Here is a 22,301-nt window from a genome sequence, read left to right as displayed (position 1 = left end):
GATCAATCCTTATTAGAGGGTTTTGGCTTTCTCGATGGCTTCGTCAATACCACCTACCATGTAGAAGGCTTGCTCGGGCAACGCATCGCACTCGCCATCAACAATCATCTTGAAGCCACGTAAAGTTTCAGCCAAGGACACAAACTTACCTGGTGCGCCAGTAAAGACTTCAGCAACGTGGAAAGGCTGTGACAAGAAGCGTTGGATCTTACGTGCACGGGCCACGATGAGTTTGTCTTCAGGGGACAATTCATCCATACCCAAAATAGCAATAATATCGCGTAGCTCTTTATAGCGTTGCAATGTCTGTTGTACACCACGTGCAATAGCATAGTGCTCTTCACCCACAATTTGTGGATCAAGCTGACGGCTGGTGGAGTCTAGTGGATCTACTGCAGGATAAATACCCAAAGCAGCAATATCACGAGACAATACAACCGTAGAGTCTAAGTGCAAGAACGTAGTGGCTGGAGACGGGTCAGTCAAGTCATCCGCAGGCACGTAAACGGCTTGAATCGATGTAATAGAACCGGTCTTAGTGGAAGTAATACGCTCTTGGAGCTTACCCATTTCCTCGGCTAGAGTAGGCTGATAACCTACAGCAGAAGGCATACGGCCTAGTAGCGCAGATACCTCTGTACCGGCCAAGGTGTAACGGTAGATATTATCAACGAAAAATAGAACGTCACGACCTTCGTCACGGAATTTCTCAGCCATGGTTAGGCCGGAAAGCGCAACACGTAGACGGTTTCCAGGTGGTTCGTTCATCTGACCGAATACCATGGATACTTTGGACTCTTTCAGGTCATCAAGTTGAATTACACCCGCTTCAGCCATTTCGTGGTAGAAGTCGTTACCTTCACGAGTACGCTCACCCACGCCAGCAAACACAGATAAACCGCTGTGCTGTTTAGCGATGTTGTTAATGAGTTCGAGCATGTTAACTGTCTTACCCACACCCGCACCACCGAATAGACCTACCTTACCACCTTTAGCAAAGGGGCAAACCAAGTCAATCACTTTAATACCGGTTTCGAGTAATTCAACAGAAGGAGACAGCTCGTCAAATTTGGGGGCTTCTTGGTGAATAGAACGAGTCTCGTCTGACTCGATCGGGCCTACCTCATCAATTGGACGCCCTAACACGTCCATAATGCGGCCCAAAGTGCCCGTACCTACAGGCACAGAAATAGGTGCACCTGTGTTTAATACGCCCATACCACGGCGTAAGCCATCGCTGGAACCCATAGCAATAGTGCGAACTATGCCGTCGCCTAATTGCTGCTGCACTTCAAATGTTAAGTCGTGTTCTGCAAATTTAGAATCTGCATCCACTAACTTGAGTGCATCATAAACTTTTGGAATGCTGTCGCGGGGGAACTGAATATCCACCACGGCGCCGATGCACTGAACGATGGTACCGTTGCTCATGTTTAGTCCTTGCTTAATAACGTATACGGTAAGCCTAGCGATAATTAAACCGCAGCGGCTCCCCCCACGATTTCAGAAATTTCTTTAGTAATAGCAGCTTGACGAGTTTTGTTGTAGACCAATTGCAACTCATCAATCACTTTTGCCGCGTTATCGGATGCGGATTTCATCGCAACCATACGCGCTGATTGTTCCGAGGCCATATTTTCAGCCACAGCTTGGTAAATCAGGCCTTCTACGTAACGCTGTAATAGATCATCGATTACAGCCTTAGGATTGGGCTCGTAGATATAATCCCAGCCATATTCGGACTTATTAGCTTTCTGTGCGTGTTTGAGGGCGTCGTCGTCTTTAGACTGGAAAGGATCATTAAGATCGCTAGGCAGTGGTAAAAGACGAATAAAAGTGGGCTCTTGTTTCATGGTGTTTACAAACAAACTAGTTGCTAAGTAAACGGCATCAATTTTGCCATCCATGTAATCATCAAGCTGTACTTTAATTGAGCCGATTAGACGGTTTAGGTCTGGTTCGTCACCCAACTGCACCTCTTGTGACACCAAGTTCGCACCAATACGTGCTAGCGTCGATGCACCTTTGCTACCGAAGGCAGTAGCCTGAACTTGAACATTTTGATCCGCAAAGTCGCGCAAGCGGCTTAAAACCAAACGTAAAATGTTCGTATTCAACCCACCACACAGGCCTTTATCGGTAGTAACTACAATCACGCCTACGCTTTTCAGCTCTTTGGCTTCAACCATATAAGGATGAGAGTAGTCAGGGTTAGCCTGCATCAAATGTGCAGCAATTTCGCGCACTTTTTCTGCATAGGGACGGCCAGCACGCATCCGTTCTTGCGCTTTGCGCATTTTGGACGCCGCGACCATTTCCATGGCTTTGGTGATCTTGCTCGTATTTTGTACGCTCTTGATCTTTGTACGAATTTCCTTAATTCCGGCCATCACACTTTCCTGTAAAGGCATTGTTGAGCCTGACTAAGCAGGCTCATTCAATGTGCCTATGAGTTAGAATGCGCCGTTCTTTTTAAAGTCTTCGATAGCAGCAACTAATTCGGCTTCGTCTTCTTTACCGAGCTTGTTGGCTTCGGTAATACGTTGTACCAAATCAGCCTTCTGACTGCGCAAGAAGTCTTTAAGCGCTTTTTCAAATGACAAAATCTGCTCGACTTCGAGGTCATCAAAGTAGCCATTATTGATGGCAAAGAGAGAGACAGACATTTCCCATACTGGCAGTGTGACGTATTGAGGCTGTTTAAGTAGCTCTACAACACGACGGCCACGCTCTAGCTGACGACGAGTTGCCTCGTCAAGATCAGAAGCAAACTGAGCAAAAGCGGCTAACTCACGATACTGTGCCAAGTCGGTACGAATCCCACCGGACATTTTTTTCATGATGTTAGTTTGTGCTGCACCACCCACGCGAGATACAGAAATACCAGCGTTAATCGCAGGACGAATACCTGCGTGGAACAAGTCTGTTTCCAAGAAGATCTGACCATCTGTAATAGAAATTACGTTGGTAGGAACGAAAGCAGACACGTCACCCGCTTGGGTTTCAATAATAGGCAGAGCAGTGAGTGAACCTGTTTTACCTTTTACTGCGCCATTGGTGAATTTTTCTACGTAGTCGGCGTTTACACGAGCAGAACGCTCGAGTAGACGGGAGTGTAAGTAGAACACGTCACCGGGGTAAGCTTCACGCCCTGGAGGACGACGCAACAAGAGAGAAACCTGACGGTATGCCCATGCTTGTTTGGTTAAGTCATCGTAAACGATCAGTGCGTCTTCGCCGCGATCGCGGAAGTACTCACCCATGGTACAACCCGCATAAGGGGCCAAGTACTGCATGGCAGCAGACTCAGATGCCGCTGCAGCAACCACGATGGTGTACTCAAGCGCACCGTGCTCTTCGAGCTTGCGTACTACGTTGTTGATGGTAGAGGCTTTTTGACCCACCGCAACGTAGATACATTTAACATTTTTACCTTTTTGGTTGATGATGGTGTCAACTGCTACAGCTGTTTTACCAGTCTGACGGTCACCAATAATCAACTCACGCTGACCACGACCAATAGGTACCATCGCGTCAATCGCTTTAATACCAGTTTGTAGAGGCTCATCAACAGACTGACGTGCAATTACCCCTGGGGCAACTTTTTCAATAACGTCGGTTTCTTTTGCGTTGATAGGACCTTTACCATCAATCGGGTTACCTAGCGTATCTACCACGCGGCCTAAAAGTTCAGGGCCAACGGGAACCTCTAGAATGCGACCTGTTGTTTTAACGGGGTCGCCTTCGGAAATGCTGGTGTATTCACCTAGAATTACCGCACCAACGGAATCACGCTCTAAGTTTAGAGCTAGACCGAAAGTGTTATTTGGAAACTCTAGCATTTCGCCTTGCATTACATCGGACAAACCGTGAATGCGTGTAATACCGTCAGTAACGGCTACTACCGTACCTTGGGTGCGAACGTCTGTGGACACGCTTAAGCCTTCAATTCGGCTTTTTAGCAGTTCGCTGATCTCAGACGGGTTAAGTTGCATGTTCAGACTCCTGGAATCCTGTATTCTGGCCGGCGATCAAGCTGCCAGTGTGTCGCGCATGCGGGCCAGCTGGGCCTGCACGGAAGTGTCAAGTACTTGGTCACCAACCATTACGCGTACACCACCGATCAGAGCAGCGTCCACGGTCACCTCGGGTATAAGTTTCAAGCCAAACTTCTTTTCTAGAGCACTAACCAGCTTGTTAAGTTGCTCGGGGCTTAATTCAAAGGCGCTTGTAATTTGCGCCAACTCAGAGCCTTCGAGTTGGTGTTTCAATGCCTCGAACTCTTCATAAATATTGGGTACTACTGATAAACGCCCATTATCTATGAGTAATTCGAGAAAGTTCCGCGCTTTATCTGTAAGCGGGGTTTTCATCAGACCTGTAAACAGCTCGTAACGCTGTTGGTTAGTTATACCTGGTGTATCCAGGATCTCGCTAACCTCTGGGTGACCGGCCACCTGAGCCATTTCGGACAACAGGGCCGACCACTGCTCCAGCGTACCCTCTGTGCGTACAGATGCAAAGAGAGCCTCGGCGTAAGGTCTGGCAATAGTCGATAGTTCAGCCATGGCCTGCCTTCAGATTAAAGTTCAGCCTCTAGCTGCTCGAGCAGCTGGGCATGCGCTTTGGAGTCAACTTCGCGTTGCAGGATCTGCTCAGCGCCTTTAACTGCCAATACCGCCACTTCGCTACGCAATGTATCACGTAAGCGTTGCACTTCTTGTGCGGCATCGAGTTGAGCTTGCGCAATAATGCGCGCTTTTTCCGCTTCTGCCTCATGGCGAGCCTGTTCGATTAGCGCGGCAGCTTGCTTTTCAGCTTCGACCAAGCGCGAATGGTTATCAGACTTTGCGGATGCTTCCATCAGACTAATACGTGCCTGAGCTTGTGCTAGGTCAGCTTTGCCTTTTTCGGCAGAGGCTAGGCCATCAGCAATTTTCTGGCGACGATCATCGATTGCTTTTGTCAAAGGTGGCCATACGAACTTCATCGTAAACCAAGCTAAGACGAAAAACACGATCATCTGAAAAAAGAGAGTCGCGTTTAAATTCACGGTCGTTTCCCTTATATACCACTCGTGTCCGGTACTATTGTGCTACCTGACACCATCTAATCAAGCCGTTTGCGGCGCGCTTATGAGCACCGCTCACGACTGCCTGTCCGCCATAGGGGCAGCGGACCCGCGCCGCAATTAACCAACAAATGGGTTAGCGAACGCAAACAACATAGCAATACCAACCCCGATTAGGAAGGCCGCATCAATTAGACCTGCTAAAAGGAACATTTTGGTTTGCAATGCGTTCATTAGCTCTGGCTGGCGAGCAGAGGCTTCTAGGTACTTACCACCCATTAGGGCGATACCGATACTGGCACCAAACGCACCCAGACCGACGATAATACCGCAAGCAAGGGCAACGAAAGCAACGTTGGTCATGACAACTCCTTGGTTAAAAAGCTTATGAGTTCAAAATTACAAAAAAACGGCGTAGCAGAAGAATTCTGCATCCCGAGTCTCGGTGACCGACCAAGACTCGGAAACTGATTAATGGCTTTCGTGAGCTTGACCGATATAAACCAAGGTCAGCATCATGAAAATAAATGCCTGCAAAAGCACGATTAAGATATGGAAGATAGCCCATACAGAACCCGCTAATACATGGCCAATACCCAAGCCTATGCTTGCGCCATTAAACCCTGTCCATGCACCACCCAACAAGGCGATCAACATGAAAACCAATTCACCAGCAAACATGTTGCCGAATAGTCGCATCCCTAGGGACACAGTCTTTGCACCGTACTCAATGAGGTTTAAAAGTACGTTAAAGGGTGAAAGCAATACACCTGCAATCCCACCAAAAGAGAAGGGAGCAGTAAAGAGTTCTTTGACGAAACCACCTGGGTTCTTAATTTTAATGCTGTAGTACAAGGTGAGCAGTAATACACCTAGGGACATACCCATAGGTACGTTCAAGTCAGCAGTAGGTAGAATACGATGGTAGTAGAGAGGATCGCCAGGTTCGGCACCTAGACCAGTAGTTACTAGAGTCCAGGGCAGCAAATCAACGGGCAACAAGTCGAGCACGTTCATCAGAACGACCCAGAGAAAAACGGTTAAAGCAAGCGGAGCAACGAACTTGCGTGACTCAGCATTCAGCACAATGGATTTAGCCTGATCGTCTACCCAGCTAACAAGCATTTCAATAGCGGCTTGGAAGCGACCTGGTACGCCCGGCGTAGCAGTGCGCGCAGCACGATACATAACATAGACAGCAATTAGGCCTGTCAATAACGACCAAAAAACGGAGTCATAGTTGATTATGCTGAAATTAGCGAGTACATCCTGTTTGGCACCAGTACTGTTTAAGTGCACAAGGTGGTGCTGGATGTAATCTGACTGAGGCGTATTAGTACTTGCGGCAGCCATCTGTTATTACCCTGTTATGTTAAAGGCCTAAGCCAAACTATTAAGGCAGCTTGCCCAACGCAAGCAGCACTACGTATCCTTTTAAAACACCTATCAAACCAAACAACAAAGCAGGCCAAACTAACCAGCTACTGAATTGCCACGCAGCCACACCTAAAATGGCTATAGCTGAACCCAACTTAAATGCTTCGCCCCAAAAAAAGGACATAGCTGTGGCATTGGCTCCGCCCATTAGCCCAATAAGTAACCGCACGGCAAATATGGAATTTGGTAAGAAATAAGCCCCTGCACCAACCAATGCCGATGCTGCCGCTTCATTACCACCTAGCCACCACGATATAAGCACTACGACTAAAGCCAAAAATGCTTGCGCAGTTAATATCTTTACTATGCCTACTGAAGAGCGCTTTGCTAAACGAGCACGCTGTTCTGGCGTTAGTACGATGGCTTCAGTATCTGTTTGACTTTCAACTGCTGGCATCTGCTTTACAGTTTGAGTAGGTTTGTTGACCCGCTGCATATCTTAGTCGTTCCTGATAAATCTAGCAAAAAAGCGTTTAAAATCACACCTTTTCGCGCTAAATAGGGAGTACCAAAAGACAGGCCGTCGGTGTCAAGCCCATGAAGTATAGCTTTATTTTTTTGATGGAAGCAAATCTGTTTTCATTTTTGTAGAACAAAAAACAACCAATTTGCCAATACAACGATGTATTTTTAGGCTCAAACCCCAGCGAAAAGCCCTAAAAACAAGGGTCTGAGCCATGATTTTATTTTATTTATGCTTAAACTGCGGTTGACGCTTTTCTACAAATGCCGCCATCCCCTCTTTTTGATCTTGGGTACCAAACAGGGCGTGAAAATTGCGCCGCTCAAAATGCAGACCTTCTTCGAGGCTACTTTCAAACGCTCGGTTTACACACTCTTTAGCCATCATTACTGATGGCAGCGACATGGATGCAACAGTTTGGGCTAATTGCATGGCTTCTGTCATCAGCATTTCGGTCGGCACAACTCTAGACACTAAACCCAAGGCATCGGCCTCCTCTGCATTGAGCATGCGACCAGTTAAGATCAAGTCCATCGCTTTAGCTTTACCTAGAGCTCGTGTTAGGCGTTGTGTACCACCATAACCAGGAATGACCCCTAACTTAATTTCAGGCTGACCAAAACGCGCATTTTCTGCTGCCACAATCATGTCGCACTGCATGGCTAGCTCGCACCCCCCGCCTAAAGCATAGCCAGCGACAGCGGCAATAACGGGTTTACGCAAACGACGTAGTGCCTGCCACGGACCGCCTAAATAATCGTCGTTATAAACATCGCTAAAGTTCCACTGTGCCATCTTGCCTATATCGGCCCCGGCAGCAAATGCCTTTTCATTGCCTGTAATGATCATTACACTGATAGAAGGATCGGCATCAAACTGACCTGCTGCATGGGCTAACTCTGCAATCAAATCATTACTAAGGGCATTCAAAGCCTGTGGACGATTTAATGTTAAAACGCCTACGCGGCCTTGTGTTTCAACTAGCACTAATGATTCACTCACATTGCCTCCGATTATTTACATAAAATGAAATGATGGAACACGATCACATTCTTTACCGCCTACGCTTTGATGACTTGCATGGGCATCGCATTCATGTACGTTTACGTATTCCTCAGCCAGACCCCGCAGGCCAGACTCTTTTTCTACCAGCATGGATTCCTGGCAGTTATTTATTACGCGATTTTAGTCGCCAAATAGAAAACATTCAGGCTTTTTGCGAAAACCGTCCTCTGACCATACAGAAAATCGCAAATCATGAATGGCGTTGTGCACCTTGTTCGGGCGTATTAGAGATAGAGTACGTGGTCTATGCATGGGACTTATCGGTACGCAGCGCCCATGTGGATGACAGCCATGCGTTTTTTAATGGTACCAGCGTCTTTTTAGGGGTAGCAGGCCAGGAAAGCCAGCCTTGTTTTGTGCACCTCAGTGCGCCACCCAGCAAACCTGACTGGAAAGTTTATACTAGCCTACCCGAAGCCAAAAATCACCCTGATGCCGCACAACGACATGGTTTTGGTCTTTATACGGCACCGGATTACGACGCCCTGATTGACCATCCTTTTGAACTGGGCACCCCCTACTACATTGCTTTTGAGGCCTATGGCGTTACACACGAGCTCGTTTTTACTGGGTTAATACCTTCTATAGATTTGCAGCGTATTGCCGCGGATGTAAAAAAAATCTGCGAAGCTCAAATTGCTTTGTTTGAGCCCATTACCCACGAGGTTCCCGTACTAGATAGCTCTGACCGCTATGTGTTTATGACGCTGGTAACGGCAGATGGCTATGGTGGCCTAGAGCATCGCAGCTCCACCGCTCTAATGGCAGCCCGCCACGATTTGCCTACTTTACACTGCGACCCACAAACCAAATCTAAAGGCTACCAAGATTTTTTAGGCTTAGTCAGCCATGAGTATTTCCACACATGGAATGTAAAACGCATCAAGCCTGCTGCTTTTGCCCCCTACGACTTACTACGTGAAAACCACACTCGACTCTTGTGGGTGTTTGAGGGCTTCACTTCTTATTACGATGAGCTCATGTTGTGGCACTCAGGGGTTATTGACCAAAAAACTTTTTTAGAGCGTCAAGCCCATGTGATAGGTTTGGTGCAGCGTACCGGCGGCAGACTCAAGCAATCCACCGCAGAAAGCTCGTTTGATACCTGGACACGTTTTTACAAACAAGACGAAAACTCCCCTAATGCCCTTGTTAGCTATTACAGCAAAGGGGCCTTGGTGGCGTTGGCATTGGACTTGTATATTCAGCACCACAGCCAAAAACAAAAAAGCTTAGATGATGTAATGCGTCTAATGTGGCAACGCTATGGGCGTGATTTTTACCGAGGCAAGCCTATAGGGGTCGCTGAAGATGCTATGCCGGCGCTTATACTCGAAGCAACCGGTGTGGATGTGACCGATTTAATTACTCGCTACGCGGAAGGCCGTGAAGACCCGCCTTTGACTGAGCTATTTGCTTTGCACTCGATTGAGCTTAAAGCCGTAGTTAAAGACCCAACCTCTACCTTAAATGTACGCTTAAAGGACAGCGGCTCCGAAGTAAGCATTGCCACCGTTTATGAATTTGGGGCCGCTCACCAAGCCGGTCTTTCAGCAGGTGACCTACTTGTTGCCGTAGATCGCTTGCGTATCCGTTCATCGCAACAACTACAGCAACTACTTGCGCGCTATCAAGCCCAAGACGTCGTAACCCTAACGGTCTTTCGCGGCGATGAGTTGCGCCACTACGAGGTTACCTTGGCCGCTCCTATTGCTGATCATTTTGAACTGACGGCGCAATCATGACTTCACGTAAAATAGCGCTTGTTACTGGTGCCGCTAGGCGTTTAGGCCAACACATTGCATTAAGCCTGGCCCAAGACGGCTGGGATATTGCATTGCACTACCATCAATCACAAGCCGATGCTGAGCAAACAGCTGTCTCCATTCGAGAGCTTGGGCAACGTTGTGAGCTATTTAACGCTGACCTAAGCCAAGACCAAGCAGGTCTCAAACTAATGAACGCAGTGCATGAGCGCATGGGGCCAATTCAGGCCCTCATTAATAACGCAGCGCGCTTTGAATATGATCATGCAGCCAATTTTTCCGCTGCCTGCCTGCAACAGCACTTAGGGTCAAATCTAATCGCTCCGCTTGAGTTAATTAATGCGTTGGGCACACAAAAACCACAAAATGAGCCTGTAGTCGCAATAAACCTGTTAGATCAAAAGCTTTGGAGCTACAATCCTGATTTTTTCTCGTACACCTTATGCAAAGCTGCCCTGAAAGCTGCCACCACCATGATGGCCCAAGCGCTGGCTCCACATGTACGAGTGGTAGGCATTGCGCCAGGTTTAACCCTGCCAAGCCATTTGCAAAGTGCTGATGATTTTGAGCGCACCCATAAAATTTCCCCATTGGGCCATGGCAGTCGCGCCGAAGACATTTGTCGTACCGTGCACTATATTCTACAAACCCCCAGTCTAACAGGCAGTTGTATTTTGGTTGACGCGGGGCAACATCTTTTAGGGCTACAGCAAGACTTCAGCCTGCTTTAATTTTGGAATTGTGGTTTTATGATTACCCCCCCTTTTATGCGTCGCATTTTTATTGATCAGCTTGTTATTGCCGCACGCATCGGGATCCTAGAGCACGAGCTACGCGCCACGCAGCCTATACATGTTAATGCAGAGTTTGACACGGTCGTGAACCAGCCCAGTAATGACAAAGACATTGATAGCGTTTTAGACTATAGGCAACTGCGTCAAACCATTATTGATTGTTGCACTAGTCAACACGTTAATCTTTTAGAAACACTGATTGAGCATACCGCTCAAACCATTTTGCAGAAATTTCCTAGTATTCATCGCGTTCACTTACGCATTAGTAAACCCCAAGCTTTTTCCGACTGCGCTGGCGTCGGTATTGAACTTGAACTTACCCGCTAACTCCTATGGCTCCTACCCACGAATTCCCCACTAAAGCCGAGCTAAAACAAAAGCACGAAAACAATAAACTAGAAAAGCGCTTATTACGGGAAACCGGCCGTGCTATTGCTGACTTCAACATGATTGAAGACGGCGATAAAGTAATGGTTTGTTTGTCCGGCGGTAAAGACTCGTATGGTCTATTGGATATTTTGCTTAAACTCAAGGCTCGAGCTCCTATTCATTTCGACATAGTGGCTGTAAACCTAGATCAAAAGCAACCTGGTTTTCCAGACGATGTATTGCCAAACTATTTAGAAAGCATCGGTGTGCCTTATCATATTGAGACCCAAGACACTTACTCTATAGTGACTCGAGTTATCCCCCAAGGCAAAACCTATTGCTCATTGTGCTCTAGACTGCGTCGCGGTATTTTGTACCGTGTTGCCGAAGAGCTAGGTGCTACAAAAATTGCATTAGGCCATCATCGTGACGATATTTTAGCGACCTTTTTTCTGAACCTGTTTTACGGTGGCCGCTTAAAAGCCATGCCACCCAAGCTGCAATCAGATAACGGCCATCATATTGTGATTCGGCCTTTGGCCTATGTGGCAGAAAAAGATTTAATTGCCTATGCTAAGTTGCGTGAATTTCCTATTATTCCCTGTAATTTATGCGGCTCCCAAGAAAACCTGAAACGCCAGGAAGCCAACCGTATGATTGCTGAGTGGGATCAAAAATTCCCAGGCCGCACTTGGAATGTATTTGGCGCACTGAACTCGGTAGTGCCTTCGCACCTGATGGATCGCGAGCTATTCGATTTTGGCAACTTACGCGCCACAGGTACTCCTGATCCAGCTGGCGATACCGCTTTCGATAGCCCCGACTTCGCCCTCGACCCAGCCATGCCTCGTTTTGGTGAAGACGAAGAGGAAAGCCAAATCGTAACCTCAGAGAAAACCACACCGCGTGTGATTCCCCTAAGTCGTATTTAAAATTATCGTAATACAGATGGGCTAGTCATTTTCTGCCTATTACAGTTAATAGCTGACCTAGTCGAAAACCATAAAAATACTGACGTCATAGAATCGCTACTGATATAATCAGGCTACCTGACAGCGTGCGAATACAAACAAAAGGTCTAAAAGCTCGTGCAAGCACGAGCTTTTTTGCATCGGCTCAGGTTCTACAGATGAAAAATACAATACGAGGAGCTTATTATGCGTTTAACTGCCAAAGTCTTAACTTTAGCTTTTACTATTTTGACCAGCACATCCATGGGCGTTGCCGCAGCCACCCCAGAACCCAATGCCATTCAAAACTACATCAATCAAATTTACCCTCAGGTCGAAGCCCTTTATCACGATTTGCATGCTAATCCCGAACTCGGCTTTGAGGAAGTTAACACCGCCGCCAAATTAGCTGAACAAATGCGTGCGCTTGGTTTTGAAGTAACTGAAAACGTAGGTAAGACCGGTGTAGTGGCTTTGTACAAAAATGGCAAAGGCCCAACCATCATGGTACGAACTGAGTTAGATGCATTACCTATGGAGGAAAAAACCGACTTGGCTTATGCCAGCAAAGCCAAAGCCCAGTATGACGGTGTTGAAACCTTCGTCGCTCACAGTTGTGGACATGATTTGCATATGGCCGCTTGGGTAGGTACCGCCCAAACCCTACTGAAGCTAAAAGATCAATGGCAAGGCACGCTGATGTTCATAGCTCAACCTGCTGAAGAAATAGGTACAGGGGCTCAGGCCATGATCGATGACGGCTTGTTTACACGCTTTGCAAAACCAGATTTTGCTTTTGCTCTGCATACCGACCCAATGGCCTATGGCAAAATAGGTTACCGAGCAGGGCCTATTACTTCTGCCTCCAACGACTTAGATATTACTTTTTTTGGACGCGGGGGCCATGGATCTGCACCACATAAAGCCATTGATCCCATTATTGTCGCCGCCAATTTCATCACAAATGTACAAAATGTAGTCAGCCGTCAAAAAGCACCCAGTGAGTTTGGTGTAGTAACCATTGGTTCTATTCAGGGGGGCTCTGCAGGCAACATCATCCCCGACTCTGTACGCTTGCAAGGCACGATTCGCAGCTATGAACCAGAGGTACGTGACCAACTGCTTACAGGCATTCGTCGTACCGCTTTGGCTACAGCTGAAATGGCCGCAGCTCCTACACCAGAAATCAGTTTAGAAGGCAGCACATCTGCTATTACTAATGACGCTAAAGTCGTAGAACAGGCCGTTCAAGCGATGAAGGTGCAACTGGGTGATGCGAATGTGGTGGAGGTCCCCCCAATTACTGCTAGTGAAGACTTCTCGGTCTTTGTCGATGCAGGGATTCCATCTATGTTTTTTTTAGTGGGCGTTACCGACCCCAAACTGATAGCTGCCGCTAATACAGCCAATGGTAAGCCGGTACCTTTTAATCATTCTCCATTTTTTGCCCCAGTGCCCGAACCTAGCATCAAAACGGGTGTACAAGCCATGACAGCCGCTGTGCTGAGCGCTTTAAAACCTTAGCATTACAAGGGGGCATGGCCCCCTTCAGGTGCAGGTAAAAGCATAACAAGCTTGCAATCGCTGCGTACTGCTAACCTAAAAGTAAATTGTTGATATACGCGTACACCATGCACTGGGTGGTTAAATTCGCGCACCCCTCCTTCGCGTTCGGTGACCAATTGCCGTCCCCACCACTGAGCAAACACCTGACTTTGCTCTTGCAGCTCGGCCACTACAGCTCGCAGTTCGGGTTCATCCACATGGGCTCCTACATCGGCCCGAAACTCTGCCACCACACGTTGAGCGCGGCGATCCCAATCCATAACTAAGTCACGCGCTGCGGGATCAGTAAAAATATAACGCAATAAATTCGGCATTGAGCTGTTATCTGGCCACCCATCAAATAGCTCTAGCAAGGCCGAGTTACGGGCCAAGACATTCCAACTACGATCTAAAATATAAGCCGGTGCAACAATGTGGTCTACGCAATCGCTTAACCCTTGAGGCAAGGGCTTTAGCTCGGCCCGCCCTGCTTCGGGGTCTGTACATTCAGCAAGCTCAAATAAGTAATGGCGCTCAGCGCGCGATAATTTAAGAGTTTTAGCCAAACGCGCACAAACGGTTGGGGAAATGGACACATCACGGCCTTGCTCGATCCAGGTATACCACGTGACACTAATCGCACATAACTGGGCCACCTCTTCACGACGTAAACCAGGTGTACGACGGCGTGTGCCGGTTGGTAGCCCCCAGTCTTGGGGCTGAACGTGGGCGCGCGCTTCACGTAAAAAATTACCCAGCGTTTTTCTGCGCAGCGTGGCTGCACTGGATGAGGATGTACTCATGCTTAGCCTTTTATGATACTAAATTGATTTTTTTAAGTTTATTAACTATCTTTTCGGCTAACCGAACCGTATTCGCAGAGCTTTGATAGAGCATTGAAAACGATCATAGACAAATGCCCTTATTTAAATCTATGCAAACAACATAACACAACCCTTTCACGCTTGCCGAGCCATGCTTTAAGGCTAGTTTTTATTATTAGCAGGCGTCTTTTTCAACATAGCAATACACCGAAATAACAGACAAAACTAAGAACGGACGCTTGCCAACCCTGCTTGGGTTACAAGTCAATACTATGGGCACATGAAAGATTTTACTGCGCCTCTAGCATCAGAGCTTTATGTTAAGCTTTTTTTGCTTATTTTTGCTGCACCGCACCAATCTTATTTTCTCTTTTCTCTGCGCAAAAAGTGGTTATTTTCCAGTTGAAACTTCTTAAATCGTTTATGCTTAGTGTCTAGCAGTGATAGCTGTAACGATTTCTTTTTCAGACATACTTATTATGAGCCACACAACCTCAAACGATCCTTTTGTTATCGCGGGTAAAACCTATTCCTCACGCTTACTTGTGGGTACAGGGAAATACAAAGATTTTGACGAGACGCGCAAGGCGATTGATGCCAGTGGCGCTGAAATTATTACGGTAGCCATCCGTCGCACTAATATTGGCCAAGACCCCAATCAACCTAGCTTGCTGGACTATGTTCCGCCTTCTGAGTTCACTTTACTACCTAATACAGCTGGTTGCTATACCGCCGATGACGCCGTTCGTACCTTACGTCTCGCACGTGAGCTTTTAGATGGTCACAACCTAGTAAAACTGGAAGTGCTTGGGGACCCAACAAATTTATTTCCCAACATGCCTGAAACTCTAAAGGCGGCCAAAGTGCTAGTAGATGAAGGCTTTGATGTGATGGTTTACTGCGCAGACGACCCCATTCAATGCAAAATGCTAGAAGACATAGGTTGTATTGCCATTATGCCCTTAGCTTCGTTAATTGGCTCTGGTATGGGTATTATCAACCCGTGGAATCTACGTTTAATTATTGACCAGTCCTCTGTACCTGTGTTGGTGGATGCCGGGGTTGGTACCGCATCCGATGCCACGGTTGCCATGGAGCTAGGCTGTGATGGGATATTAATGAATACCGCTATTGCAGGGGCTAAAGACCCTATTTTAATGGCTGCGGCAATGAAACACGGTGTGCTTGCTGGTCGTCAAGCCTATTTAGCTGGTCGTATTCCTCGCAAATACTACGATGCCGATCCTAGTTCTCCTACCGAAGGTTTAATTCACTCTCGTTAACATGTCTACGATTATCCCTAATACTTTATCCATTGCCGGGGTTGACCCCTCTGGCGGGGCTGGTGTGTTAGCTGACATCAAAGCCATGAGCGCCGTTGGTGCCTATGGCACTGGCGTCATTACCGCGCTAACCGCACAAAACACACAAGGCGTTATGGGCATTTATCCCATAGATCTGGCCTTTATAAAAAAACAAATTGATGTACTTTTCGAAGACGTGCGTATTGATGCGGTCAAAATCGGTATGCTGGGCCAAGAGTCTGTCATTACCACTGTGGTTGACTGCCTTAGTCGTTGGCAACCGCCTCATCTTGTGGTCGACCCAGTTATGGTCGCCAAAAGCGGCGATCATTTATTAGAAAAAGCCGCCACAGCAGCCATGCGTGAAGCCATGTTGCCTTTAGCTACGGTTATCACCCCCAACCTGCCCGAAGCCGGAGTGCTGCTTGATATGCGCCCTGCCGAAACCTTAAAAGAAATGTATGGTGTAGCAGAAAAGCTGCGCCGCTTAATGGCAGACCAAGAAGACCGCTGGGTTTTTCTTAAAGGTGGTCATTTGCCTGGCTCAGACTGCACTGACCTGTTTTACAACGGAGACCAAATGGTGGAAATGCCAGCGCATCGTATTCAAACCAAAAATACGCATGGCACCGGCTGCACCTTGTCTGCTGCGTTGGCTGGGTTGCTGCCCCAAACAGACAATGCAATCCAAGCCGCTAAAATAGCCAAAGAGTACCTCTACAAAGCAATTGCACGCTCTGGCGACCTTAGTGTTGGATCTGGTCATGGTCCAGTCAATCATTTTCATGCTTGGTGGAAGCCTAGCGTTTAACTCAGACCCAGACCACCCCTAAAGGTGGTCGCTTACTTTGTTTTTATCACAATGAGTCACCCCTTAACTGGCATTATTGTTGCCATGCAAGAAGAGCTTGAGGTGATCTTGCAATCCCTTGTTAACGAACGTACAGTTCACCGTGCAGGCATGGAGTTTCATGTCGGCCAATACGCTAACCGCCCTGTAGTGGCCGTCATTTGTGGCGTAGGAAAAGTTAATGCCGCGTTATGCACGCAGATTCTTATTTCTGAATTTCAAATTGCACGGTTAATAAATATAGGGGTGGCAGGTGGCCTAGGACATGACATAAAGCCGGGTGACATCGTAATTGCCAATAGTTTAGTGCAACACGACATGGATCTTAGCCCTCTAGGTTTAGAGCGAGGGCAACTGTTCCGTTTGGATGTTTTTGACTTTAAAACGGATCACACCTTGCAAGAGTTAGCACTGCAAGCCGCAACTCAAATTTCCCAACACGATCATTTCATCGGTAGAATTGTGACGGGTGATCAGTTTATTGCCAATCCCGAACAAGCCCAAGCTCTGCATGATCAGTTTTCAGCTCTTGCTTGTGAAATGGAAAGTGCAAGTATTGCTCAGGTCTGTTATTTGAACCAGGTTCCTTTTATCTGTATACGTTCAATCTCAGACAATGCAAACACAGGTGCCCATATGGACTTCGCGCAATTCACTCCTATTGCCGTCGCCAATGCCAGTACTCTGTTACAGGTTATGATTCCTCTATGTGACCCAATGTCCATAGTCGCCTAGATCAAGGCATAATACGTAGTATGACAGTTCGTTACGCTCTGTCCTATTTTTGATTGTCCTGCTAATTAATAACTGCTATGAATATACATGCGCTGTCTGAACTGGAACTCGCCCGCTATTACATGGTCGAGCAACAAATTCGCCCTTGGTACGTAGAAGATGAAGATGTCTTGCAGGCACTCATGCAGATTCCTCGTGAAAATTTTGTGCCTCCCGCTTACAAGGCCATGGCATTTGCTGATACCGAAATTCCCTTAATCATTGACTCGGTCGATACCAACGAGTACATGCTTAAACCAGTTATCGAAGCCCGTTTAGCTCTTAGTCTCGAGCTAACCCCTAGCGATGGCGTGCTTGAAATTGGTACTGGCTCTGGCTATCAGGCGGCTCTTTTAGCTCAATTAGCTCAGCAAGTGACCTCTGTAGAGATCAACAGTACATTGGCCGCTTTTGCTACCGCAAACCTACAGCGCCAACATATCCAAAACGTTATTGTTGAAACCGGCGATGCTCATGAAGGCTGGGGCACAACAGAATACAACGCTATTTTGCTCACAGGCTCTGTGCCCACCGTGCCTGATGCACTTAAATATCAGCTTTGCATTGGCGGACGCTTAGTCGCTGTAGTAGGCACCAACCCCATCATGACGGCCATACGCATCACTCGCACTAGCGCTGCTAGCTTCGAGACAACGCCACTCTTTGATACGGTAATTAAGCCCTTGCGCGGCAGCCGCGTTTCCCGTTTTAACTTTTAATTCTTATGATGCGACTGCTTAGTAGTGTTGTTTTATGTTTTGCGACAGCAGCAACTGCTGCCGCTTCTTCGTTAGATTTATGGCAGGCATGGCAGTCTGCCCAACACAGTGACCCTCTGTATGCGGCTCAACAAGCCCAAACGCTTGCGTCTCAAGAGCAAATTGCTCAGGCCAGAGCCCAGCTTTTGCCTGAAATCGATGCTGTAACTAGTCTTCAACGAAACGACACGCGTCGCGCCAGTCGCTTAAACCAAGCCCAACAAAGCAACGCAAATCAATGGCAGTTACGACTCACTCAGCCACTGTTAGACCTCTCTGCCATCGCGCACTTCGAACGCTCTAAGTTTTTGGCAGCAAGCGCTCTTTTTGCTTTAGATAACGCCAAAAACGACCTACTACTGCGATTAAGTACGGCGTATTTTGACGTGCTAGCCGCTCAAGACAGTTTGCACTCCTTGCAGGCCGAGCACGACGCTATTACTCAACAAATGCAATCCGCAAAACTCGCGTTTGAGTTAGGCGGTGCAACCATTACCGATACCTACGAAGCGCAGTCACGACTGGACTTAATTAACGCGCAACTTATTCAAACACGCCAACAATTAGAAAGCCGGCGTCAACACTTAGCGCGTATTACCGGCTTACCTATTTATGAATTGGCCCCGCTACGCAACCCTATTACCCTTCCTCAGCCCGAACCTCGACAAGCTGACGCATGGGTTTACCAAGCCCAAAACCACAATCTTGAGTTAGCCCAGCGCCGTCTTGCGGTACAAGCACAGCAATACCAGCTTAAAGCAAGCCAGCGCGAGCACGCACCAACCCTATCGCTTCAAGCACGTAGCGGCAGTCAAAACACAATGGGTATTTATGGGCCCAACACCAGTCCGCGTGCACTAGATAGCAGCATCGGCATTGAACTCAGCATCCCGCTTTATAAGGGCGGCGCTATCAACTCCAAAGTGCGCGAAAACGCTTCGGTATTGCAACAACGCCTTTCCGAACAAGAAAATGCCCGTCGTGCCGCCACAGAAGCGGCTCAGGTGCATTTTGTGGGAGTAGAGTCAGGGTTGCTACAGGTACAAACATTAGAGGCAGCAGAGCGCTCTAGCCTTCAATCGGTACAAGCTAACCAAACCGCCTACGAAATAGGAGTACGTACTACTATTGATGTGCTCAATGCCCAGCAACAGCTCTATGAAACCCAACGTGCTTTAGCACAAGCGCGTTATAACACCCTGCTTCATGGGTTGAACTTAAAAAATGCCGCCGGACTACTACAAGAAAATGATTTACTACAGCTCAATCAACTTTTAGAGCACCCTTCCGGCTCTTAGCTGGCGCGTATTTTTTGCACTAAATCGGTGGTAGAGCGTGGGTGCTCGATAGGAATGGCTACGGCATCCCCTCCCCAGCTGCGTACCAAATGGGTTTCTGCCAAGGTTTCCATGTCGTAATCCCCCCCTTTAACAATAACGTCAGGACGTAGTAAAGCAATAAGGGCTTCGGGAGTATGTTCTTCGAACACGGTCACATAAGTGGTAGAGCTTAACGCAGCGAGCAATGCACAGCGGTCCTGCTCGGTATTCAGCGGACGCTCATCCCCTTTATTTAACGTCCGCACCGAAGCATCCGAATTTACAGCAACCACCAGGCTTGCGCCCAACTGTGCTGCTGCGTCTAAATAGCTCACATGACCACGGTGCAAAATATCAAATACCCCATTCGTAAAAACCAAGGGGCGTGGCAGCAATCCTGACTGTAGTGCTGCCACTAATGCATCGTGACTCAGAATTTTCTTATCGAAACGAGGCATATTATGGGGTAACGATTTTACGAGAAAGATCTTTGCGGTAACGGTTCAACGAAGCGGCTGACTCGAAATCCTCGCCCATTAAGAGCGACATGTTGTGCAAAATACGAGTGCTGACGCGTCCTTCCCACTCTTTATCAAAGCAAATTTGATTATCGAGCCAGTTTTCGAGCCAACCCGGTGAGGGCAGTTTGGATTGCACAGTATCATTAGGGAACATGGCTTTATTGACATGCAAGTTAGTGGGGTGTAGTGCCTGAGCCGTACGATGTGCAGATGCCATCAAAACCCCAATCTTAGAAAAAGCCAATCGGGTTTCAAGCTCTGATTGCTCGGTACCACCTAACTTCAAGGCTCGACGCATATAACGTAGATACGCGCCTGCATGGCGGGCTTCGTCTTGGGCCACAATTTGATAAATAGCCTTAATGACTGGCTCGGTATGCCAATCGGCAGCGCGTCTATACCAGTGATTAAGACGAATCTCGCCACAAAAGTGCAGCATCAAAGTTTCCATTGCGGGTGCAGGGTCAAACTCAAAACGCACTTTGTGCAGTTCTTCTTCTGTAGGCACAAGTTCAGGTCTAAAGCGTCGTAAGTACTCAATGAGCACTAATGAATGCTTTTGTTCTTCAAAAAACCAAACCGACATAAACGCACAAAAATCGCTATCGTCGCGATTATCGCGCATAAACATTTCTGTAGCTGGTAGTGCAGCCCACTCTGTAATGGCGTTCATTTTAATGGTGTAAGCTTGTTCGTCGGTTAGCTTACTACCATCAAACTCGTCCCAAGGAATATCATGTGCCATGTTCCATCGAACGGCTTCCATGGATTTAAAGAGTTCTGGGTAAAGCATAGTCATCCTTATGAATCTAGGCGTGGTAACAAGACACAATGCTTACACCACCGCATGACAAGTATTAGTTGCGGTCACCGAAATGTTGTAAATAGGTCTAATACTTGAATTAATAACAAAGAAACTTGGCGGCCGTGAATGAGTTAGCGCACCAACGCCCATAACCCAACCACTATTGCCACAGCCAACACCCCACACAGCACCATCAAAACTTTGTTTTGCTGCTGTTGCGCTAAACGAAGTCGTTGGAGCTCTTGCTTTATGTAGGGAGCCTGATCTGGGCGGCTCAAGTTTTCAAATACCAAACGAGGCAATTGAGGGAGCATTTGCGACCACTGACCTGCCTCTTGAGTCAGACGCTGTTTTAACCCTTGTAAACCGATACGTTGACGCATCCAGTTTTCCAAATACGGTTTAGCGGTATCCCATAAATCTAGCTCTGGGTCTAAGTCGCGCCCCATTCCCTCGACGTTTAATAGGGTTTTTTGCAACAACACCAGTTGTGGCTGAATTTCCACATTAAATCGTCTAGAGGTTTGGAACAAACGCAAAAGCACTTGCCCCAATGAAATTTGCGATAAAGGGCGATCAAAGTAGGGCTCACACACGGCACGTACGGCCCCTTCTAGCTCTTCTTCGCGCGTGTCAGACGGAACCCACCCTGATTCTATATGGAGTTGCGCCACACGTCTGTAATCCCGTTGGAAAAAAGCCAAAAAGTTTTGTGCTAAGTAGTTTTTATCAAATTCAGATAAAGACCCAACAATACCAAAATCGAGAGCAATATAGCGCCCTAGCGTGGCCGGATCATCAGAAACATAAATATTCCCTGGGTGCATATCTGCATGAAAAAACCCATCGCTAAAAACCTGACTAAAGAAAATTTCCACGCCTTTGCGTGCTAAGTCTTTTAGGTCTACACCGGCCTCGCGTAGTCGCTCAACCTGACTAACGGGGATGCCTTTCATACGCTGCATAGTTAAGACATTCGTAGCGCAGTAATCCCAGTACACTTCGGGCACAATCAGCAGTTCAGCTCGGCCAGACTCAAGGGAAAAATTGCGACGTAACTGGCTGCAATTGGAAGCCTCCCGAATGAGGTCTAGCTCATCATGTAAGTACTTTTCAAACTCAGCAACCACTTCGCGAGGGCGTAAACGTCGGGCGTCAGCCATCAAACGATGTGCTAAGTTTGCGAAGGTACGCATTAAAGCTAAGTCTTTATCTATAATTTCACGCATGCCAGGGCGTAAAACCTTTACTGCGGCCTCGCGCCCATCGTGCAATACGGCAAAATGCACCTGAGCAATAGAAGCAGAGGCCACCGGATCTATATCAAACCGCTTAAAAATAGTATGAGGCGACCCGCCGAGCGCTTTTTCTACCGTTTGAGCTGCAAGCTGAGAGGAAAACGGAGGCACACGGTCTTGGAGCAACGCTAACTCAGCTGCCACATCCGCAGGTATTAAGTCACGCCGTGTAGAAAGAACCTGCCCAAATTTTACAAATACTGGGCCCAATGACTCTAAAGCCAAACGTAAACGTACGCCACGACTAAATTTAGGCTTGCTGCCTAGACGCACCCAACGCAATAAACGAGCCGCCCATGGGTGCCGAATGCTAGAAAGCACGAGTTCGTCAAGACGGTATTTCAGCACCACACACATAATAAAAAGGAAACGATTAATTCTGAGCATC

23 protein-coding genes are annotated in these 22,301 nt (G+C 47.5%); 10 read left to right on the top strand and 13 right to left on the bottom strand.

What is annotated here, in order from left to right; translation table 11 throughout:
- Positions 1 to 12: 12 nt before the first annotated feature.
- The 9 genes from atpD to ACBP46_RS02255 form a co-directional block, all read right to left on the bottom strand.
- Positions 13 to 1,431: a F0F1 ATP synthase subunit beta gene (gene atpD / locus ACBP46_RS02295; protein ID WP_371015116.1), complete on the bottom strand. Its 1,419-nt coding sequence runs from the start codon at positions 1,429 to 1,431 to the stop codon at positions 13 to 15.
- Positions 1,432 to 1,475: 44 nt separating this feature from the next.
- Positions 1,476 to 2,390, bottom strand: a complete 915-nt coding sequence (gene atpG, locus ACBP46_RS02290) for a F0F1 ATP synthase subunit gamma (protein WP_371015409.1) — start codon at positions 2,388 to 2,390, stop codon at positions 1,476 to 1,478.
- Positions 2,391 to 2,453: 63 nt separating this feature from the next.
- Positions 2,454 to 3,995 carry a F0F1 ATP synthase subunit alpha gene (atpA, locus tag ACBP46_RS02285; RefSeq protein ID WP_371015115.1) on the bottom strand — a complete coding sequence of 514 codons (1,542 nt, stop codon included), beginning with the start codon at positions 3,993 to 3,995 and terminating at the stop codon, positions 2,454 to 2,456.
- Between the two features lie 36 nt (positions 3,996 to 4,031).
- On the bottom strand, positions 4,032 to 4,568 hold the full coding sequence (locus ACBP46_RS02280) for a F0F1 ATP synthase subunit delta (protein WP_371015114.1): 537 nt from the start codon (positions 4,566 to 4,568) through the stop codon (positions 4,032 to 4,034).
- A 14-nt stretch (positions 4,569 to 4,582) separates the two neighbouring features.
- Positions 4,583 to 5,053, bottom strand: a complete 471-nt coding sequence (locus ACBP46_RS02275; protein WP_077734423.1) for a F0F1 ATP synthase subunit B — start codon at positions 5,051 to 5,053, stop codon at positions 4,583 to 4,585.
- A 138-nt stretch (positions 5,054 to 5,191) separates the two neighbouring features.
- Positions 5,192 to 5,434 (bottom strand): F0F1 ATP synthase subunit C, encoded by a 243-nt coding sequence (gene atpE / locus ACBP46_RS02270; protein WP_077734422.1) that lies wholly within the window; start codon positions 5,432 to 5,434, stop codon positions 5,192 to 5,194.
- A gap of 108 nt (positions 5,435 to 5,542) precedes the next feature.
- Positions 5,543 to 6,424, bottom strand: coding sequence for a F0F1 ATP synthase subunit A (atpB, locus tag ACBP46_RS02265; protein WP_371015113.1), 882 nt, complete (start codon positions 6,422 to 6,424; stop codon positions 5,543 to 5,545).
- A gap of 40 nt (positions 6,425 to 6,464) precedes the next feature.
- Positions 6,465 to 6,944 carry an ATP synthase subunit I gene (locus ACBP46_RS02260; RefSeq protein WP_371015112.1) on the bottom strand — a complete coding sequence of 160 codons (480 nt, stop codon included), beginning with the start codon at positions 6,942 to 6,944 and terminating at the stop codon, positions 6,465 to 6,467.
- A 252-nt stretch (positions 6,945 to 7,196) separates the two neighbouring features.
- Positions 7,197 to 7,973 carry an enoyl-CoA hydratase gene (locus tag ACBP46_RS02255; protein ID WP_371015111.1) on the bottom strand — a complete coding sequence of 259 codons (777 nt, stop codon included), beginning with the start codon at positions 7,971 to 7,973 and terminating at the stop codon, positions 7,197 to 7,199.
- Between the two features lie 32 nt (positions 7,974 to 8,005).
- On the opposite strand from ACBP46_RS02255, the gene ACBP46_RS02250 reads away from it, so the two are divergent.
- From ACBP46_RS02250 to ACBP46_RS02230, 5 genes are all read left to right on the top strand, one after another.
- Positions 8,006 to 9,781, top strand: a complete 1,776-nt coding sequence (locus ACBP46_RS02250; RefSeq protein WP_371015408.1) for a M61 family metallopeptidase — start codon at positions 8,006 to 8,008, stop codon at positions 9,779 to 9,781.
- Positions 9,778 to 10,533: an SDR family oxidoreductase gene (locus tag ACBP46_RS02245; protein ID WP_371015110.1), complete on the top strand. Its 756-nt coding sequence runs from the start codon at positions 9,778 to 9,780 to the stop codon at positions 10,531 to 10,533. The genes ACBP46_RS02250 and ACBP46_RS02245 overlap by 4 nt, the downstream gene beginning before the upstream one ends.
- Before the next feature lie 18 nt (positions 10,534 to 10,551).
- Positions 10,552 to 10,923, top strand: a complete 372-nt coding sequence (locus ACBP46_RS02240; protein WP_371015109.1) for a dihydroneopterin aldolase — start codon at positions 10,552 to 10,554, stop codon at positions 10,921 to 10,923.
- 5 nt (positions 10,924 to 10,928) lie between these two features.
- Complete coding sequence (gene ttcA, locus ACBP46_RS02235) at positions 10,929 to 11,897, top strand: tRNA 2-thiocytidine(32) synthetase TtcA (RefSeq protein WP_371015108.1); 969 nt, start codon at positions 10,929 to 10,931, stop codon at positions 11,895 to 11,897.
- 225 nt (positions 11,898 to 12,122) lie between these two features.
- Positions 12,123 to 13,439, top strand: a complete 1,317-nt coding sequence (locus tag ACBP46_RS02230; RefSeq protein WP_371015107.1) for an amidohydrolase — start codon at positions 12,123 to 12,125, stop codon at positions 13,437 to 13,439.
- Between the two features lie 2 nt (positions 13,440 to 13,441).
- Here ACBP46_RS02230 and ACBP46_RS02225 read toward each other — a convergent pair whose 3' ends face one another.
- The gene (locus ACBP46_RS02225; RefSeq protein ID WP_371015106.1) at positions 13,442 to 14,263 is read right to left on the bottom strand and encodes a helix-turn-helix transcriptional regulator; all 822 of its coding nucleotides are present in this window, start codon (positions 14,261 to 14,263) and stop codon (positions 13,442 to 13,444) included.
- A gap of 500 nt (positions 14,264 to 14,763) precedes the next feature.
- Between ACBP46_RS02225 and ACBP46_RS02220 the strand changes: the two genes are divergently transcribed.
- The 5 genes from ACBP46_RS02220 (at position 14,764) to ACBP46_RS02200 (ending at position 19,268) form a co-directional block, all read left to right on the top strand.
- Complete coding sequence (locus ACBP46_RS02220) at positions 14,764 to 15,567, top strand: thiazole synthase (RefSeq protein WP_371015105.1); 804 nt, start codon at positions 14,764 to 14,766, stop codon at positions 15,565 to 15,567.
- A 1-nt stretch (position 15,568) separates the two neighbouring features.
- Positions 15,569 to 16,399 carry a bifunctional hydroxymethylpyrimidine kinase/phosphomethylpyrimidine kinase gene (gene thiD, locus ACBP46_RS02215; RefSeq protein ID WP_371015104.1) on the top strand — a complete coding sequence of 277 codons (831 nt, stop codon included), beginning with the start codon at positions 15,569 to 15,571 and terminating at the stop codon, positions 16,397 to 16,399.
- A 51-nt stretch (positions 16,400 to 16,450) separates the two neighbouring features.
- A complete protein-coding gene (locus ACBP46_RS02210) occupies positions 16,451 to 17,173 on the top strand; it encodes a 5'-methylthioadenosine/adenosylhomocysteine nucleosidase (protein ID WP_371015103.1) in 723 nt (240 codons plus the stop codon).
- 77 nt (positions 17,174 to 17,250) lie between these two features.
- The gene (locus ACBP46_RS02205; protein ID WP_371015102.1) at positions 17,251 to 17,931 is read left to right on the top strand and encodes a protein-L-isoaspartate O-methyltransferase family protein; all 681 of its coding nucleotides are present in this window, start codon (positions 17,251 to 17,253) and stop codon (positions 17,929 to 17,931) included.
- A 5-nt stretch (positions 17,932 to 17,936) separates the two neighbouring features.
- Positions 17,937 to 19,268: a TolC family outer membrane protein gene (locus ACBP46_RS02200; RefSeq protein WP_371015101.1), complete on the top strand. Its 1,332-nt coding sequence runs from the start codon at positions 17,937 to 17,939 to the stop codon at positions 19,266 to 19,268.
- On the opposite strand, the gene ACBP46_RS02195 is transcribed toward ACBP46_RS02200, so the two are convergent.
- The 3 genes from ACBP46_RS02195 to ubiB form a co-directional block, all read right to left on the bottom strand.
- Positions 19,265 to 19,747: an adenylyltransferase/cytidyltransferase family protein gene (locus tag ACBP46_RS02195; protein WP_371015100.1), complete on the bottom strand. Its 483-nt coding sequence runs from the start codon at positions 19,745 to 19,747 to the stop codon at positions 19,265 to 19,267. The two genes, ACBP46_RS02200 and ACBP46_RS02195, sit on opposite strands and share 4 nt — an antisense overlap.
- 1 nt (position 19,748) lies before the next feature.
- Entirely contained in the window at positions 19,749 to 20,603 is an 855-nt protein-coding gene (locus ACBP46_RS02190; RefSeq protein ID WP_371015099.1) for a ferritin-like domain-containing protein, read from the bottom strand.
- Positions 20,604 to 20,746: 143 nt separating this feature from the next.
- Complete coding sequence (ubiB, locus tag ACBP46_RS02185; protein ID WP_371015098.1) at positions 20,747 to 22,300, bottom strand: ubiquinone biosynthesis regulatory protein kinase UbiB; 1,554 nt, start codon at positions 22,298 to 22,300, stop codon at positions 20,747 to 20,749.
- Position 22,301: the final 1 nt, after the last annotated feature.

It is taken from the genome of Paenalcaligenes hominis, assembly GCF_041359055.1.
GTDB lineage: Bacteria > Pseudomonadota > Gammaproteobacteria > Burkholderiales > Burkholderiaceae_B > Paenalcaligenes > Paenalcaligenes hominis_A.
Note: the sequence above shows the minus strand (reverse complement) of the source record. Positions and strands in the feature narration are given on the sequence as shown.

Bases quoted from the DNA above. Each gene is read 5' to 3' on its own strand.
- ACBP46_RS02210 (WP_371015103.1), top strand. From the start codon at position 16,451: ATGAGTCACCCCTTAACTGGCATTATTGTTGCCATGCAAGAAGAGCTT.
- atpE (WP_077734422.1), bottom strand. From the start codon at position 5,434: ATGACCAACGTTGCTTTCGTTGCCCTTGCTTGCGGTATTATCGTCGGT.
- ACBP46_RS02200 (WP_371015101.1), top strand. From the start codon at position 17,937: ATGATGCGACTGCTTAGTAGTGTTGTTTTATGTTTTGCGACAGCAGCA.
- ACBP46_RS02225 (WP_371015106.1), bottom strand. From the start codon at position 14,263: ATGAGTACATCCTCATCCAGTGCAGCCACGCTGCGCAGAAAAACGCTG.
- ACBP46_RS02260 (WP_371015112.1), bottom strand. From the start codon at position 6,944: ATGCAGCGGGTCAACAAACCTACTCAAACTGTAAAGCAGATGCCAGCA.
- ACBP46_RS02280 (WP_371015114.1), bottom strand. From the start codon at position 4,568: ATGGCTGAACTATCGACTATTGCCAGACCTTACGCCGAGGCTCTCTTT.
- ACBP46_RS02190 (WP_371015099.1), bottom strand. From the start codon at position 20,603: ATGCTTTACCCAGAACTCTTTAAATCCATGGAAGCCGTTCGATGGAAC.
- ACBP46_RS02195 (WP_371015100.1), bottom strand. From the start codon at position 19,747: ATGCCTCGTTTCGATAAGAAAATTCTGAGTCACGATGCATTAGTGGCA.
- ubiB (WP_371015098.1), bottom strand. From the start codon at position 22,300: ATGCTCAGAATTAATCGTTTCCTTTTTATTATGTGTGTGGTGCTGAAA.
- atpG (WP_371015409.1), bottom strand. From the start codon at position 2,390: ATGGCCGGAATTAAGGAAATTCGTACAAAGATCAAGAGCGTACAAAAT.
- ttcA (WP_371015108.1), top strand. From the start codon at position 10,929: ATGGCTCCTACCCACGAATTCCCCACTAAAGCCGAGCTAAAACAAAAG.
- ACBP46_RS02240 (WP_371015109.1), top strand. From the start codon at position 10,552: ATGATTACCCCCCCTTTTATGCGTCGCATTTTTATTGATCAGCTTGTT.
- ACBP46_RS02205 (WP_371015102.1), top strand. From the start codon at position 17,251: ATGAATATACATGCGCTGTCTGAACTGGAACTCGCCCGCTATTACATG.
- ACBP46_RS02220 (WP_371015105.1), top strand. From the start codon at position 14,764: ATGAGCCACACAACCTCAAACGATCCTTTTGTTATCGCGGGTAAAACC.
- atpD (WP_371015116.1), bottom strand. From the start codon at position 1,431: ATGAGCAACGGTACCATCGTTCAGTGCATCGGCGCCGTGGTGGATATT.
- atpB (WP_371015113.1), bottom strand. From the start codon at position 6,424: ATGGCTGCCGCAAGTACTAATACGCCTCAGTCAGATTACATCCAGCAC.
- thiD (WP_371015104.1), top strand. From the start codon at position 15,569: ATGTCTACGATTATCCCTAATACTTTATCCATTGCCGGGGTTGACCCC.
- ACBP46_RS02245 (WP_371015110.1), top strand. From the start codon at position 9,778: ATGACTTCACGTAAAATAGCGCTTGTTACTGGTGCCGCTAGGCGTTTA.
- ACBP46_RS02230 (WP_371015107.1), top strand. From the start codon at position 12,123: ATGCGTTTAACTGCCAAAGTCTTAACTTTAGCTTTTACTATTTTGACC.
- ACBP46_RS02250 (WP_371015408.1), top strand. From the start codon at position 8,006: ATGGAACACGATCACATTCTTTACCGCCTACGCTTTGATGACTTGCAT.
- atpA (WP_371015115.1), bottom strand. From the start codon at position 3,995: ATGCAACTTAACCCGTCTGAGATCAGCGAACTGCTAAAAAGCCGAATT.